The 14,382-nt window shown below is 53.9% G+C and carries 13 protein-coding genes; 9 read left to right on the top strand and 4 right to left on the bottom strand.

The genetic code is table 11. The annotated features are described in order from the left end of the window. The first annotated feature begins 115 nt into the window (after positions 1 to 115). Positions 116 to 976 carry a DUF421 domain-containing protein gene (locus ACTHRH_RS01305; RefSeq protein WP_150959191.1) on the top strand — a complete coding sequence of 287 codons (861 nt, stop codon included), beginning with the start codon at positions 116 to 118 and terminating at the stop codon, positions 974 to 976. Here the strand turns inward: ACTHRH_RS01305 and ACTHRH_RS01300 are convergent. The 3 genes from ACTHRH_RS01300 to ACTHRH_RS01290 are packed head-to-tail and all read right to left on the bottom strand — an operon-like array spanning position 973 to position 3,565. Beyond that, positions 973 to 1,965, bottom strand: coding sequence for a metal ABC transporter substrate-binding protein (locus ACTHRH_RS01300; protein ID WP_150959192.1), 993 nt, complete (start codon positions 1,963 to 1,965; stop codon positions 973 to 975). The two genes, ACTHRH_RS01305 and ACTHRH_RS01300, sit on opposite strands and share 4 nt — an antisense overlap. Beyond that, positions 1,962 to 2,822, bottom strand: coding sequence for a metal ABC transporter permease (locus ACTHRH_RS01295; protein WP_144934024.1), 861 nt, complete (start codon positions 2,820 to 2,822; stop codon positions 1,962 to 1,964). Before ACTHRH_RS01295 ends, ACTHRH_RS01300 begins: the two co-directional genes overlap by 4 nt. Then, a complete protein-coding gene (locus ACTHRH_RS01290; RefSeq protein ID WP_144933970.1) occupies positions 2,822 to 3,565 on the bottom strand; it encodes a metal ABC transporter ATP-binding protein in 744 nt (247 codons plus the stop codon). Before ACTHRH_RS01290 ends, ACTHRH_RS01295 begins: the two co-directional genes overlap by 1 nt. A 324-nt stretch (positions 3,566 to 3,889) precedes the next feature. On the opposite strand from ACTHRH_RS01290, the gene resA reads away from it, so the two are divergent. After that, positions 3,890 to 4,420 carry a thiol-disulfide oxidoreductase ResA gene (gene resA, locus ACTHRH_RS01285; protein ID WP_144933972.1) on the top strand — a complete coding sequence of 177 codons (531 nt, stop codon included), beginning with the start codon at positions 3,890 to 3,892 and terminating at the stop codon, positions 4,418 to 4,420. 57 nt (positions 4,421 to 4,477) lie between these two features. Continuing rightward, positions 4,478 to 4,990, top strand: a complete 513-nt coding sequence (locus ACTHRH_RS01280) for a hypothetical protein (RefSeq protein WP_144933974.1) — start codon at positions 4,478 to 4,480, stop codon at positions 4,988 to 4,990. Between the two features lie 140 nt (positions 4,991 to 5,130). Here the strand turns inward: ACTHRH_RS01280 and ACTHRH_RS01275 are convergent, their stop codons facing one another. Beyond that, the gene (locus ACTHRH_RS01275) at positions 5,131 to 5,700 is read right to left on the bottom strand and encodes a hypothetical protein (RefSeq protein WP_144933976.1); all 570 of its coding nucleotides are present in this window, start codon (positions 5,698 to 5,700) and stop codon (positions 5,131 to 5,133) included. 130 nt (positions 5,701 to 5,830) lie between these two features. Between ACTHRH_RS01275 and ACTHRH_RS01270 the strand changes: the two genes are divergently transcribed. The 6 genes from ACTHRH_RS01270 (at position 5,831) to hemH (ending at position 14,089) form a co-directional block, all read left to right on the top strand. Further along, entirely contained in the window at positions 5,831 to 8,068 is a 2,238-nt protein-coding gene (locus tag ACTHRH_RS01270) for a heavy metal translocating P-type ATPase (protein ID WP_144933978.1), read from the top strand. Between the two features lie 345 nt (positions 8,069 to 8,413). Then, on the top strand, positions 8,414 to 9,283 hold the full coding sequence (locus tag ACTHRH_RS01265; protein WP_440413677.1) for a VOC family protein: 870 nt from the start codon (positions 8,414 to 8,416) through the stop codon (positions 9,281 to 9,283). Between the two features lie 289 nt (positions 9,284 to 9,572). Then, positions 9,573 to 10,655: a FecCD family ABC transporter permease gene (locus ACTHRH_RS01260; protein ID WP_144933983.1), complete on the top strand. Its 1,083-nt coding sequence runs from the start codon at positions 9,573 to 9,575 to the stop codon at positions 10,653 to 10,655. Next, complete coding sequence (locus ACTHRH_RS01255; protein ID WP_144933985.1) at positions 10,652 to 11,440, top strand: heme ABC transporter ATP-binding protein; 789 nt, start codon at positions 10,652 to 10,654, stop codon at positions 11,438 to 11,440. The genes ACTHRH_RS01260 and ACTHRH_RS01255 overlap by 4 nt, the downstream gene beginning before the upstream one ends. 394 nt (positions 11,441 to 11,834) lie before the next feature. Further along, positions 11,835 to 13,166: an ABC transporter substrate-binding protein gene (locus ACTHRH_RS01250; RefSeq protein ID WP_379290398.1), complete on the top strand. Its 1,332-nt coding sequence runs from the start codon at positions 11,835 to 11,837 to the stop codon at positions 13,164 to 13,166. Next, positions 13,127 to 14,089 carry a ferrochelatase gene (gene hemH / locus ACTHRH_RS01245; protein WP_144933989.1) on the top strand — a complete coding sequence of 321 codons (963 nt, stop codon included), beginning with the start codon at positions 13,127 to 13,129 and terminating at the stop codon, positions 14,087 to 14,089. The genes ACTHRH_RS01250 and hemH overlap by 40 nt, the downstream gene beginning before the upstream one ends. Positions 14,090 to 14,382 lie beyond the last annotated feature (293 nt).

Below are 14,382 nucleotides of genomic sequence, written 5' to 3'. Positions count from 1 at the left end.
CGGCAAAACGGTCATTCCTCCACCGAACCCTCCGGTAGAGTTTTTTTCATAAAAACAGGGAAAAAGGAGAATAATTGTTATGTCTTAACAATTATGGGACCAGAGGTGGATTTTCATGCAGGAATGGCTCGAAGTGGCGCTGCGCACATTGACGGCTGTCGTCATTTTATTCGTGTTAACCAAGCTGCTGGGCAAAAGACAAGTTACTCAGCTTTCGGTCTTCGAATACATTACGGGAATTACCATCGGGAGCTTGGCCGCTTATATTTCCCTCGATCTTGAAGCGAACTGGTATCTGGGAATCGTCGCTTTGGTCGTGTGGGTAGGCGTCTCTCTGGGAGCGGAATTTCTTCAGATCAAAAGCAAGAGATTCAGAAACTGGATTGACGGGAAAGGGACGGTCCTGATCAAGGACGGCAAAATAATGGAGGACAATCTGAAGAAGGAGCGTCTCTCCACGGACGAGCTGCTGGAGCAGCTTCGCAGGAAGAACGCCTTCCGGGCGGCGGATGTTGAATTCGCCGTTATGGAGCCTAGCGGGGAAATCAATGTGCTGCTTAAGCGGGAAAACCAGCCGATCACGCCGCGTCACTTGGGGATCAAGGTCGGACCCGAGCAGGAGCCTCAGACGGTAATTATGGACGGCGTTATCATGGATGAGCCGTTGGCCACCATCGGGCTCAGCCGAGAATGGCTCAAAACGGAGCTGGAGAAGCTGGGAGTCGCACAGGAGAACGTATTTCTCGGACAAGTGGACACCTACGGGCAGTTATACGTCGATTTGTTCGATGATTTGATCAAAGTTCCCGAGCCCTCGCAGAAAGCCGCTTTGCTCGCCACTCTCAAGAAATGCGAAGCCGATCTGGAAATGTTCGCTCTGTCCTCCGAGGATAAAGTAGCGAAGGAAATGTACGGCCGCTGTTCGGAGGTCATGCAGGAAGTCATACTCGAAGTCAGGCCGCTATTAACCGGTTAGTTCGAATTCATGGTCAATCCGTTGAGGATCGTATCGATGTTCCGTTTCATCATCTTGAGATAAGTATCTCCGTCCGTCCCCGGTTTTCCGAGGGAATCGGTAAATACTGTGCCTCCGATCGGAGCGCCCGTATCCTCGGAAACCATCTCCATGCTGCGCGGATCTACGCTTGTTTCCAGGAACAGGACGGGCACCTGGTTATCGCGGATTAGATCGATGATTGTAATAAGCTGGGACGGCGTTCCCTGCTTTTCCGAGTTGATTTCCCATATATATTGCGCTTCGAAGCCATAAGCCCGGCTGAAATACTTGAAGGCTCCTTCGCTGGTAACCAAAATGCGCTTATCTTCAGGAATGTGGTTAAAGCGTTCCACGGCTTCCCGATGAAGCTTATCGAGCTCAGCAATGTACAGCTCTGCGTTAGCCTTATAATCCGTCTCATGCTCCGGGTCTATAAGAATCAAGGCATCGCGGACATTCTCGGCGTAACGGATTCCGTTGCGGATATCGAGCCAGGCATGGGGGTCTATTTCTCCTTCGCTGCCGGCCGATGTGAGGAACAGCGGTTCTACACCGTCGCTTATCTGGAATACGGGTGCATCGGGGCCGTCCTTATGGGTGGCCTCAAGCAATTTTTCAAACCAGGAGTTGCCGGCTTCCAAATTCATGCCGTTATAGAAGACCGCGTCCGCATCCGCCGTATTCTTGACATCGGCGGGGAGGGGATCGTATTCATGCGGGTCGGAGCCGACGGGGGCAAGGCTGACGACTTCTACCCGGTCTCCTCCGACATTTCGGACAATGTCATAAATGATGGAATAGGTGGCAACGACCTTGAGCTTGTCATTCTGCTGTCCGGAGGAGCCGCCGGAAGAATCCGTTGGACGGTTATCGGGGGCGCATCCCGCAACCCACAGCAGAACGAGGAGTAACAAAGTGATTTTTACGATAATCGGTCTCAACTCTCTCCCTCCAACTCTCCATTTCATGAACCGAGCATCGCCTTTTTCCGCCGTGTCCTTATCGTGCGAATGAGCAGCCCTTGTTTCGGAGACAGCATAAATGCGGCAAAGAACAAAACGGTCGCAACAATGACGATACTGGCCCCGGAAGCCAAATTATAGACGTAGCTGATATACATTCCGGCGATCGATGAAATAACCCCGAACAAGGACGACAGATAGATCATGATCCACAGCCTGTTGGTCAGCAAGTATGCCGTGGCTGCAGGCGTAATCAGCATGGCTACGACGAGAATAATCCCCACCGTTTGCAGGGAAGCGACGGTCACCATCGTCAGCAAGGTCATCAGGATATAGTGGATCAACCGGTTAGGTAATCCGTAAGCTGCCGACATGGTCGGGTCGAAGGTGCTGACCAGCAGCTCTTTGTAGAATAAATGAATCGTCCCGATGACTACAATCCCGATAATTAATGTAAACCACATTTCGGAGGCCCGGACAGCCAGCACATTGCCAAACAGAATATGGTATAGATCGGTGCTGCTCTTCAACAGGGTGATCAAAATAATTCCCAAAGCAAAAGCGAAAGTAAACATGATACCGATCGAAATATCGTTCTTGATCCGGCTGTTCTGGCTGACGAAGCCGATGCCGACCGCGGTCAATATTCCCGTGGCGACGGCGCCGATAAAAAAGTTAATGCCCAGCATATAAGAAATGGCTACCCCGGGAAGAACCGCGTGGGAGATGGCATCCCCCATCAAAGCCATGCCGCGCAGAATGATGAAGCAGCCGATCACGCCGCAGATAATACCGACCATGATAGAGGTCAGAAGGGCCTTCTGCATAAAGCCATAGTTCATAATGGCATCGATAAAAGTCATCATAGGCCCACCCCCAATTCTTTCATAAACGAAAATTCGCCGCGATAGGCTCTGGCCAGAATGTCCGGGCGGAACACATCTTCCACCGGGCCGAAGCTGATCAGCTCCCGGTTTAGCAGGATCAATTGGTTAAAATAGGCGCTCGCCTTATTCAAGTCGTGATGCACGACGATGATCGTTTTGCCGCTGTCCTTCAACTGCTTCAGAATAGCGATAATCGTCTCTTCGCTGGCCAGATCGACACCGACGAACGGTTCATCCAGGAAGAAAATTTCCGATTGCTGGGCCAATGCCCTCGCAAGAAACACGCGCTGCTGCTGGCCCCCTGACAATTCACCGATTTGCCGCCGGCTGAAGGCTTCCATTCCGACCCGCTCAAGACATTGATAGGCCCATTCCCGCTGTTCCTTCTTCGGACGCCTGAACAGGCCCAGTTTGGGATAGGTGCCGAGAAGAACCGTATCCAGCACCGTGATGGGAAAGGTCCAATCGATATCGTTGCGCTGCGGAACATAGGCGATCTGCTTGCGAATCTCGGCAATCGATTTATCAAAGTACGTAATGTTGCCTTTGTCTTTCGGAATCAGATCGAGCAGCGCTTTTAACAAAGTCGATTTCCCGGCGCCGTTCGGGCCGATGACTCCGACCAGATTACCCGGGGCAAGAGAGAAGGATACATCTTTGATCGCTTCGTTCCCATGGTAGGAAACATAAAGATGCTCGACGGTAATAGCTGCGGACATTGTTCGTCACCTCTTATTCCATGCGTGTCATTCTAACAGTATATTAATCAGGATTAGCCTTCGCCACATTTCTTTCGATAAAGAATACAATATGTTCTTATGAAAAAATGTTTACCTAGGCAAAATTTTAAAGGCGATTCCGCATCCTGTCAATATAAATCTTGGTTTCGAAAATGTTCCTAAAAACGTCAAGAGTGCGAACGGCAACCGGTTGACGTTTCTGTTTTATATATACTACAATCCATAGTGTAAGTGAGTTGGAACGGTTGCATAGAAGCGGTATAATAAGTGGGTCCTGAGTTGACGAAAGGAGAAGCAATCAACATGAAGAAATACCGGAAATGGCTCCAGATCGGAATACTAACCATCTTCGTCGTGCTGGGAGTAGTTACGGTTGCAAATACCTTCTCGGCAAGCGGAAGCTCGGCCAAGGAAGGAAATTTGGCCCCGGAATTTACTTTGTACGACCTCAGTGGAAATAAACATTCCCTCGGCGAATATCGGGGTAAGGCGGTTCTTGTCAATTTCTGGGGCACGTTCTGCCCGCCTTGTAAGGATGAGATGCCCGCTATTCAGAATCAATATGATAAATGGAAGGAACAGGGGCTGGAGGTGCTCGGTCTCAACCTGGGTGAATCCAAGGTGACGATCGACAGCTTCGTCAGACAAGAAAACGTACGCTTTTCGATCTTGATGGACCGTAATTTGGAAACCGCCAGAAACAAATATAACGTGACCCGATATCCGACATCGTTCTTTATCCGGCCGGATGGGGTCATTCATAAAGTGTACGTTGGAGAAATGAATGAACAGATTATTGAGGCGCTGGTCAAGGAAATTTTGCCAAGCCAATAAGAACCGGAGAACGGAGCTTGCTGTAGATAGATATTAAAGTGGGGGAGGCATCCTGTGTTGAAGAGGCGGTCTCATCTGGCCATACTTGTTTTTTTGATGCTTATGGTCAGTTTTGCTGCGGTTTCTTACGCAGAAGAAGAAAAAGAAGAAGGAATTTTCATTTCCAGTGTTTCCTTGAGTGAAGTATATGCGAATACGAAAACGGAGTACTACGTGAAAGTGATCGATGCCGGCGTGGAGCCGGGCACGGAGAGGGACAAGCTGCCGGCGGCGGATGCCAAGGTGAGCATCCGGATGACCAAAGGCTCCCAGGAATTAAAGCAGGAGCTCGTATTCAGCGGGGAAGAGGGCTATAAGGGAGAGGTCACTTTTCCCGAAGCGGGATTGTGGAATATAGTCATATCGGCCGTGGATCAGAATAATGAAGCTCATTCGGACATGCTGGAAATGGAGCTGACGGTCAAGGAGAAAAGCAATGAAATGACCTACTTATGGCTCGGGATTATGGCGCTGTTCGCGGCGGGCATCATCTATGTGATATTTCGAATCCGCAAATTAATGAAAAGATAATGGCATGGAATAGTGCAGTTAGCGTTAAAGACATGCGGGAGTGCATGTCTTTTGTCGATTTTATTCAAACACCTTCCAAAGACCTGTATGTTTGCAGGTCTTTTTTCTTCTGTGCCCTGAGGAAGTATTCGTCATTTATTTTAATGCGAGTGGCGGGAGGTCGGCGGGAGTGTTTCGACCAATGTACCCGGAACATGCTGGAGAGCAAAAAGAATAATGAGAGCAACGACCAGAAACAGGGTCACGGGCCGGAACCAGAAGGATCGGTCAGTCCGGGATTCCTCTTGGTGACCACTGTCGTGGAGCATGACAAAAATAAGAAAAATAATGACACTGTACAAAACCACCATCCATTGGACGATAGCTCCGACATCCTCCGGCGGCATCATTTCCGTCAGCATAGCCCCCATCATTCCGGCCATAACCCCCGATAGGAGCCCGTCTATTACGGCCATTATTCCGACGGGAGCGCCTGCCAGAGCGCCTGCTGCGGCTCCTGCAGCCATTCCCAGCGCAGTCGATTCGGCAAAGGATTCCGGGATCCATGCGGCTATAAGAGAGCCGAGGCCCAGACCAGCCCCCATCCCCAGAGCCATGGCGGCCGTCATACCGGCCATGGAGGACAGACGCTTCCGATATCGGAATACGGTATAAACAATCCATGCGGCAAGGAGTCCATAGATGATCGCGAACGGCATCAAACCGGTCATCGGACATTCCTCCTTTCATATCTACATTTATATAGCCTGCTTGTTCGAAATATGAAATCCTCCGTAAACATATTCAAAGGACAAGACCCATATACTGGGTGGAAAGAAGGGAAAGACGGAGGGGAAGGTCATGGAAGGAAGGAGCCAGACGGACGAATGGAGGATTCGCATAACCGGAATGACCTGTGCCGCATGCGCAGCGCGAATTGAACGGGTGATCGGAAGAATGGAAGGGGTTCGCGAAATCAAGGTGAACCTGGCTCTGGAGCAGGCCTCGATTGTTCGCGATCCCCTGCTCGTCACGAAACAGCAGTTGGAGGAACGAATCATTCAATTGGGCTTCGGGGTTGACCAGAATAAGGAAGCGGAGAAGGGCGAAGACGGACTGGGGCTATCCGCACAGGAGCAGCGCTTCAGGTCTCTGCGCCGCTCTTTCGTGCTGTCGGCTTTATTCACTTTGCCCTTGCTGTGGACGATGGTTACCCATTATTCTTTTACTTCCTGGATATGGGTCCCCGCATGGCTGCTTGATCCCTGGGTTCAGCTCGGGCTGGCCTCGATTGTCCAGTTTGTTTTTGGCCGGCCTTTTTATTTCAACGCTTATTACGCCTTGAAGAATAGAAGCGCCAATATGGATGTTCTGATTGTTCTCGGCACGTCGGCGGCTTTTTTCTACAGCCATTATTTAACGGTTCGCTCCATCCATTTGCCTGCAGGGGAGCATGTACCGCTCTACTTCGAAACGAGCGCCATGCTGATTACTATTGTGCTGCTGGGCAAGTGGATGGAAGCGGCGGCCAAGCGCAAGACGACCGATTCGCTCCGCCATCTCCACGAGCTGAGGCCGAAAGAAGCCAGCGTAATCCGGGATGGGCAGGAGTGGTCCGTGCCTGCCGGACAGGTCAATCCGGGGGAGGTGGTACGGATACGTCCCGGAGAAAGGATTCCGGTCGACGGCCGGGTCATCTCCGGCTATTCCACCGTAGATGAATCGATGCTGACCGGGGAAGCCCTGCCGGTGGACAAACGGCCGGGCGACGAGGTGATCGGGGGGACGGTCAACCGTAGCGGAACGCTGAAGGTAACCGTCATTCGCGCCGGTGAGGAGACGTCGGCCTCGAGAATGGTCAGACTGTTCGAGCAGGCACAGGCTTCCAAAGCGCCGATTCAGAGAATAGCCGACCGGATCTCTGGAGTATTCGTTCCCTGCATCATCGCGATAGCGTCGGCAGCTTTCCTGGCCGGCTATTTCTATCTGGAGCCGGGGATGTTCGGCAGCGCGCTGGAGCGGGCGATCACTGTGCTCGTTGTGGCATGTCCCTGCGCCCTCGGTTTGGCGACTCCGACCTCGGTACTGGTCGGGTCCGGACGGGCAGCGGAGCACGGAATCTGGTTCAAGGACGGGAAGACGATGGAGCAGATGCAGCAGGTTCGCACCGTTCTGCTGGACAAGACGGGCACCATTACAGCAGGAATGCCTGCCGTTACCGAAGTATACGCTCATCGGGGGGACCGGCTAACCCTGCTGCGCCTTGCGGCATCGGCGGAAGGGCCTTCCGAGCATCCGTTTGCCCATGCGGTAGTGCAAGCTGCGCAGATGGAGCAAGTGGACACGGTTGAGCCGGAGAGGTTCGCGGTCATTCCGGGCAGCGGTATCCGTGCAATCGTTCAAGGGCACGAGGTATTAATCGGCACACGGAGGCTTCTGCAGCGTCATGGGGCAGGGCGAATTGAAAATGAACAGCGGGCCGGCGAGTGGGAAGCCCAGGGGAAGACGGTGCTATTCATCGCCGTTGATGGCCGGTTCAGCGGCTATATTGCCGTGACTGATCCGATGAAGCCGTCCGTCCGGAAGGCGGTCCGCCGTCTGCGCAAGCTTAGAGTCCGCACCATAATGGTGTCCGGGGACAATTATCGGACGGCCAGGGCGGTAGCGGAGGAAGCGGGGATTGCCGACGTCCATGCCGAAGTGCTGCCGGAAGGTAAAGTCGAGCTGGTCCGCAAGCATCAGCAGAACGACAGGAAGGTGGCGATGGTCGGAGACGGCTTGAACGATGCTCCGGCTCTGGCAGCCGCCGATATTGGCATTGCCGTTGGCGGAGGCACCGATCTTGCTCTGGAGGCGGCGGATGTTCACCTGATGCGGGGAGATCTGAACGGCATCGCCGACGCGATCTGGATAAGCAGGCGGACAACGAGGAATATTAAGCAAAATTTAGCATTTGCCTTGCTGTATAATACGATGGCGATCCCGGTCGCTTTCCTCGGCCTGCTCGCACCTTGGGTAGCCGGAACCGCCATGGCTTTAAGCTCGGTGTCCGTCGTGGCGAACTCTCTTCGCTTAAGGAAGGTTAAGCTGGGACGATAGAAGGTTCGCGCTAACGGGGGCTGAGCACTCGCCATGCGCGCTTAACGTGTCGCGTGATGCATCTGTTAGATTAAAGCGGACTATCCCAATACATAAATCCGAATCAGAGTGCTGCACGTCCGGGGATGGCGGGCGTCAATGGTTCAGGTTGGATAAATTGACGTTTGTTAATTATTAATATATACTAAGTTACAAAAAGTAACTAAATGAAGCAGTGTCCATTGCGTCTTCTTCGACTGCTCTGCAGAATGAGGAAGGCATGCCGTGGTTTACAATTTACAGCCGGTGCGCTTGTTTTTTGTAATGCCATGGAGGAATGACACTGCTTGGAAAGGGCGGCCAGTTGTGTATACTATACATCCGGATATCCGGCTTGGAGAAGTAAAGCTTAAAGTAAGCAATCTGAAGCGTTCCCTTGAATTCTACGAGCAAGTCGTAGGCTTGAAAATATTAAAACAAACCTCCGTTACCGCAGAAATGACAGTGGATGGAGTGCATTCCCTGCTGTCGCTTGAAGAAATCCCCAATGCTCTGGTTGTCCCTCCCCGATCGGCCAGCGGTTTGTACCATTTCGCGATTCTGGTTCCGACGCGCAAGGACCTTGGAGTAAGCCTGAGAAGGCTTATTCAATCGGGAATATCGATAGGGCAGGCGGATCATCTGGTCAGCGAAGCGCTGTATATTTCGGATCCCGATCATAACGGCATTGAAATTTATGCAGACCGGCCGCGGGATGTGTGGCAGAGAGATGCGGACGGAAATTACAGGATGGCGACTGATCCGATCGACTGGGAAGGCTTGTTGAAAGAGGCGGAGAGTGAGGTCTGGTCCGGTTTGCCGAAAGGGACGACGATCGGGCATGTGCATTTTCATGTCGGTGATCTTCAGCAGGCTGGAGCTTTCTATTGTGATTTGCTTGGATTTGAAATGGCGGCGGATTATTCCAGACTGATGCGGGCGCTTTTTATCTCTGCGGGCGGCTACCATCATCATATCGGCTTGAATGTGTGGGCGGGAATCGGCGCTTCCCCGGCTCCTCCTCACGGCACGGGGTTGGCTTATTATACAATCATGTATCCCGATGCTTCCGAATTGGAGACGGCTCTGCAAAGGATACGCGATGCCGGCGTCCCGTTAGAGGAGCAAGAGGGAGCCTGGATCGTATCCGATCCCTTCGGCATCCGGACAAGGCTGACGGTCATTCCGTCAGAATAAGAATAGCGGTTGATAAGATAGATTTCCCGAGCCTGAGTTGGCTCGGTTTTTTTTATTTTGGGCCATCCGTGGCCGGGCATATGAAAAACATGGTTGACTGAAAAATAATTTACATATACAATAATTTTTGCATATAGTAAACAAATTTGTCTGTGGACAATACATGCTTAATTAAAAAGTGTGCGGGAAACCCGGCGAGTGAAAACGCTGCGACGCTTCAACGGCAAGCTTACGGAAGAACAGGCTGGTTGGCAGCCGGACATAATGACATTCAGGAGGGGGATAGCCGATGAGGCGGCGGTCAGATATCAATTTAGGGGGGTCAGGGACAGGGCGCCTGCATTTCTCCACCAAATGGTTGCTTACGATGGGGATTCTGGCCGCCGCGACGGTTCTGGCCGTTCTCGTTGCTTCCGCGGTAGGTCCGGTGTCCGTTCCATTGAAGACGACGATGAGTCTGCTTCTTGAGAAGCTGCGGCTTCCTGTCGAAGCTGTTGCCGGTGACAGGGAACGGCTCGTTGTGGAGCAGGTACGGCTGCCCAGGGTGATCGTCGGCGGGCTCGTTGGCGCCGCTCTGGCTATCTCCGGAGCCGCCATGCAGGGTCTGTTCCGGAATCCGCTGGTGGAGCCGGGGTATGTCGGAGTATCGAGCGGTGCGGCCGCAGGAGCGGTATGTGCTTTGTTCTTCGGCTGGACCCAATTCGGAAAATGGATGCTTCCGATATCCGCGTTTGCGGGGGCGGTGGCTGCGGTTATTCTGATTTTGCTGATTTGGAGGGGCAGCCGCCAAGCTTCCATTACGACACTGCTTCTTCTGGGAATAGGGATAAATGCGCTGCTGTCGGCTCTGATCAATATTATGGTGGCCGGCTCCAAGAATGAACAGGAGTTGAGAAGCATTGTGTTTTGGCTGCAAGGCGGACTGGAAGCCCGTACCTGGGAGCACGTCCAGTTGATTGGGCCGCCGATTGTGCTTGGTTGTATATTGATTTGTATCTTCGGCAGGGATTTGAACCTGATGCTGCTGGGCGATGAACAGGCGGAAGGCTCGGGGATCCGGGTGCAGGCGACGCGCTACATGATTCTGGCGCTGGCGTCGCTCATGACCGGCTCGGCCGTGGCCGTCAGCGGGATCATCGGCTTCGTAGGGCTGGTCGTACCGCATGTCGTCCGCCTGATCGCCGGCCCGGACCATCGGCTGCTGCTTCCCGCAAGCGCATTGGGCGGGGCATGCTTTCTCATAGTAGCCGATGTTATTTCCCGCATGATCCTGCAGCCTGTGACATTGCAGGTGGGCGTCGTTTGCGCTTGTATCGGAGCCCCTCTGTTCATTTCGTTAGTACTACGTTCCAGAAAGGTGAAGATGACATGAGCATCCGATTGAATGCCTGCGGAATTTCTGTTCATATGGAACGGGCGCTCATTCTGCGGGAGCTCACATTGAGCGTATTTCAGGGAGAGTTTGTCGGGCTGATCGGGCCGAATGGCAGCGGGAAATCGACACTGCTGCGGACATTGGCCGGATTCCTCAAGCCATCGGCAGGAGAGGTGCTGCTGGATGGCGAGGACATGGCCGCCATTTCCAGAAAGGCCCTGGCCCGCAAGCTTGCTTTCGTTCCCCAGGATTTGACCGTCGACTTCGATTTTACGGTGCGGGAAGTTGTCGGAATGGGAAGGCATCCGTATATTTCCCGCTTCGCAGGAGAGAACGGGAGGGATCGTGAAGTCATAGAAAAAGCTATGCGGGAAACAGGGACACTGCACCTGAGCGACAGATCCATGCCGAGCCTGTCGGGAGGGCAGAGGCAGATGGCATTTATCGCCAAGGCGCTGGCCCAGGAGCCCGAGGTGCTGCTGCTGGACGAACCGATATCCGCTCTCGATATTGCTCATCAACTGCGGGTATTAAGCGTGATCCGCAAGCTGTGCGACCAGGGTTTAACGGCCATTGCGGCTCTGCATGATTTGAACCTGGCTTCGCGCTACTGCGACCGGCTGGTGCTTATCCGGGAGGGAGAAGTGTTGGCCCGGGGGAGTGCGGAGGAAGTCATGACGGAATCGTGTATTCGCGAGGCCTATGGCGTGGAGGCGGTCGTGGCTACCGATCCCTCGACCGGCAAGCCGTCGGTGACCGCGCTGCAGGAGGCCGCCGGATAAGGAATCACCGCCGGCGCTGGGGCACGGAGCCGTCGGCGGTTGCTTGTTGAGAAAGCATCCAAGTTACTCGCTCGTATCCCTTGGGTGGGGTCGAATAGAGGTACAAATAGATTGATGCGAACGAGTGAGTTTTGTATGAAATATCGTACGGAAAGCTGTGTACATGCGGCGAAGGTCCGCTTTTGTATGAAAACATTCATCCGTTAAATTCAGATTGCGGACCTTTCAGGACATAGCGGTTCGTGTATCGATGTATTTTATCCAATTACCGCCGGGCAAATGTGTATACTAAACGGTTTGGCAGCTTGGCGGGACTCGATCAGCTGCAACCAGGATTGCAAGAAGACCGGTATATTCTTGTTAGCAAAGCATTATGGACGTGAGGTGCAAGTTTATGTTTAATCAACGGTGGAATACAACTAATGGGAGGGGAGCTTCCCGGCCCGGAACGGATTGGAAAGGAACAAGCCGAGCCATTGCAGAACGCATCAGCGGAGAAGAACGGCAGGCAACAGCGGAGAGGGCCAGCGACGGAGCGGCGGCAGATGTCGGCAAAGGCATGGCCGGCAGCAGCGGGCCCTCCCAAACAGGCTTCAGGATCGGCCGACGTGTCAACGGCAGGGGAATCGCCGGGAAGGCGGCAGCGGCCGTTATGCTTCTGGCCCTTCTGTCGGCTTGCGGAACGGGAGGGATTCCGGGAGAAGGGCAGAAGCAGGAGGCTGTGCAGGGGAAGAACGGAGGGGATCCGTCCAACACTTCAGCCGGTAACGGGCAAGCCCCGGGGCAGGAAGCCCCGATAACAGATGGAGCGGGAGAAGGGCCGGAGGCCAAGCAAGCGAATGATTCGTTCCCCAGAGAGGTTTCGATCGGAAACGAGACGGTAACGATTGAGAAGCAGCCGGTCCGCATTGCGGCCTTGTCCCTGGATACGGCCGAGATGGTGCTGGAGCTGGCCGATGCCTCCCGGGTAGCGGTCGTCCCGAGAAGCATTGAAGACCAGGCATTAGCCAGAAATACGGAAGAGGGCCGCCAGGTGCCGAACAAAATTGCCGGGGCAGCCGCGCTCGATCCCGAGCAGGTGCTGTCCTACGAGCCGGATCTCGTCCTGCTGACAACGATCCATGACGGGGAGAGAGACGCCGACGCTCTGCTCAAGCAGGCGGGAATTCCGTTAATTACCTTCCAACAGTGGAATACGCTGGAGAAGCTCCAGCAAAACCTGCAAACGATCGGACAGGCGATCGGGCAGGAGGAGAAGGCGGACAGTATAGTCCGGGAAATGCAGGAAAGAATCGCCTCGGTCGAGGAGGAGGCGGAGAATAACAAGATCAAGCCTTCGGTGCTTATCTTGTCTCCGGTCGGCCCGAACACGGGTCCGTATTTGCTCGGCCAGACGAATATTTCTTACGATCTCATTGTAAAAGCCGGAGGAATACCGGCGGTGGATATTCTCGGGGTAAACCGGACGACGAAGGCCTCGATGGAGCAGGTGATGAAAGCCGACCCCGATATGATCCTGCTCATACAATGGGATGATAAAGGAGACAGCGAGCTGGAAGAGATGATGTCTCAGGACGCCTTCCAGTCCCTTAAAGCCGTGCGTGAAGGACAGGTGAAGAAGATGAGGGCGAGCCAGGTCACCAATCCTAATCTCGGCGTCGTGGACAGCCTGGAGGAAATCGGCGAATGGGTGCGCGAGTACGCGGCCGGACAGGAGGGGGCATGATCGGAATTGTCTTGACGGCCTACGGGATGGTATCTTCCCTGGATGATTTGGAAGCCTTCTACACTCATATCTTCCACGGCCGAAAGCCGGGCCCGGATAAGCTTGCCCAAGCGGAAGTGCAGTATCGGGCGCTGGGAGTGTGCGATCCGCTCGCCTCGGTTACAAGGCGGCAGGCGGCGGCGCTGGAGCGGAGGCTCAGCTTGCAATTAAACAGCCCTGTCAAAGCCTATTACATGTGCAAGCATACCCCACCGTCAGCCGAGGAAACGGTAACCCGCATGGCGGAAGATGGAGTAACCAAGGTCGTTTGCCTGCCGCTGTCGCCCCTGTTTTCCAAGACGGGAACTGGCTGGTATGAGCGCAAGCTGCGCGAGGCGATCGCCTCCTCCGGCCATCGTATGGAGCTGTTAACTGCTGCCCACTGGCACCTGAATCCGGACTTCGTGCGCATTGTTGCAGACAGGGTCCGCGCGGCTGCGGAATGGCTGCCTGCTGCGGTGCGCGGGAATACCGCGGTGATCTTTACCGCACACAGCCAACCCGGGCTGCCCGAGGCCCATCCGGACTACTGCCGGGAATTCCGGGAGCTGGCGGAAGCCGTCGCCGATGTATCCGGCAGCAGCTCTTGGCGGATAGCCTACCGCAGCGGAGGGCCGGCGCCGCAGGTTTGGCTAAAGCCTGACGTGCTGGATGTCATTGCCGAAGTGGGAGAAGGCGGGGCGGAGGCGGTGGTGGTCTGCGACTTGCTCTCACTGACAGCGAATGTGGAGGTGCTTCAAGATATCGGAATCCAGGGCCAAGCTGCGGCACAAGCGCTTGGATTGGAGTTTGTAAGAACCGAATTTCTGAACGATTCCGATGATTTCATGAAGGTGGTCAGCGATATCGTGGCGGAGCGGATTAAGGCGGTAGGCTGGAGTTAGCTTCGGCTTTATAGCTGACGGTATCCACAAGGCTTCCGAGTAATCCGTCAAGCTTGTCGTCTTGGCATTGGGGCGGCGGCATCGCTGTCCTCCTCAGGGCCATCGCGGATATTCCGGACGTCAAGAGATCCGGGCTCCTCACAGTGTGCTTAGGGTGTCGCGAAAATTTCCTGTTTTTTGTGTCCTACCTAAAGCGGCTGCGTTCTGCAGAAAAGCCATAGGATAACAAAATAAAATCCAAAATTATACAAAGTTTAGAATTTTATAAGCAGAATTAATAAACGAGGTAGGCG

Origin of the sequence: Paenibacillus sp. SAFN-117, assembly GCF_051966115.1 — a bacterium.
Classification (GTDB): Bacteria; Bacillota; Bacilli; order Paenibacillales; family NBRC-103111; genus Paenibacillus_L; species Paenibacillus_L residui.
This window is presented reverse-complemented; position numbering and strand designations above follow the sequence as displayed.

Excerpts from the sequence above, each read along its gene's own strand:
- ACTHRH_RS01270 (WP_144933978.1), top strand. The coding sequence starts at position 5,831 with ATGGAAGGAAGGAGCCAGACGGACGAATGGAGGATTCGCATAACCGGA.
- ACTHRH_RS01275 (WP_144933976.1), bottom strand. The coding sequence starts at position 5,700 with ATGACCGGTTTGATGCCGTTCGCGATCATCTATGGACTCCTTGCCGCA.
- ACTHRH_RS01300 (WP_150959192.1), bottom strand. The coding sequence starts at position 1,965 with ATGAAATGGAGAGTTGGAGGGAGAGAGTTGAGACCGATTATCGTAAAA.
- ACTHRH_RS01260 (WP_144933983.1), top strand. The coding sequence starts at position 9,573 with ATGAGGCGGCGGTCAGATATCAATTTAGGGGGGTCAGGGACAGGGCGC.
- ACTHRH_RS01250 (WP_379290398.1), top strand. The coding sequence starts at position 11,835 with ATGTTTAATCAACGGTGGAATACAACTAATGGGAGGGGAGCTTCCCGG.
- ACTHRH_RS01255 (WP_144933985.1), top strand. The coding sequence starts at position 10,652 with ATGAGCATCCGATTGAATGCCTGCGGAATTTCTGTTCATATGGAACGG.
- resA (WP_144933972.1), top strand. The coding sequence starts at position 3,890 with ATGAAGAAATACCGGAAATGGCTCCAGATCGGAATACTAACCATCTTC.
- ACTHRH_RS01290 (WP_144933970.1), bottom strand. The coding sequence starts at position 3,565 with ATGTCCGCAGCTATTACCGTCGAGCATCTTTATGTTTCCTACCATGGG.
- hemH (WP_144933989.1), top strand. The coding sequence starts at position 13,127 with ATGGGTGCGCGAGTACGCGGCCGGACAGGAGGGGGCATGATCGGAATT.
- ACTHRH_RS01295 (WP_144934024.1), bottom strand. The coding sequence starts at position 2,822 with ATGACTTTTATCGATGCCATTATGAACTATGGCTTTATGCAGAAGGCC.
- ACTHRH_RS01305 (WP_150959191.1), top strand. The coding sequence starts at position 116 with ATGCAGGAATGGCTCGAAGTGGCGCTGCGCACATTGACGGCTGTCGTC.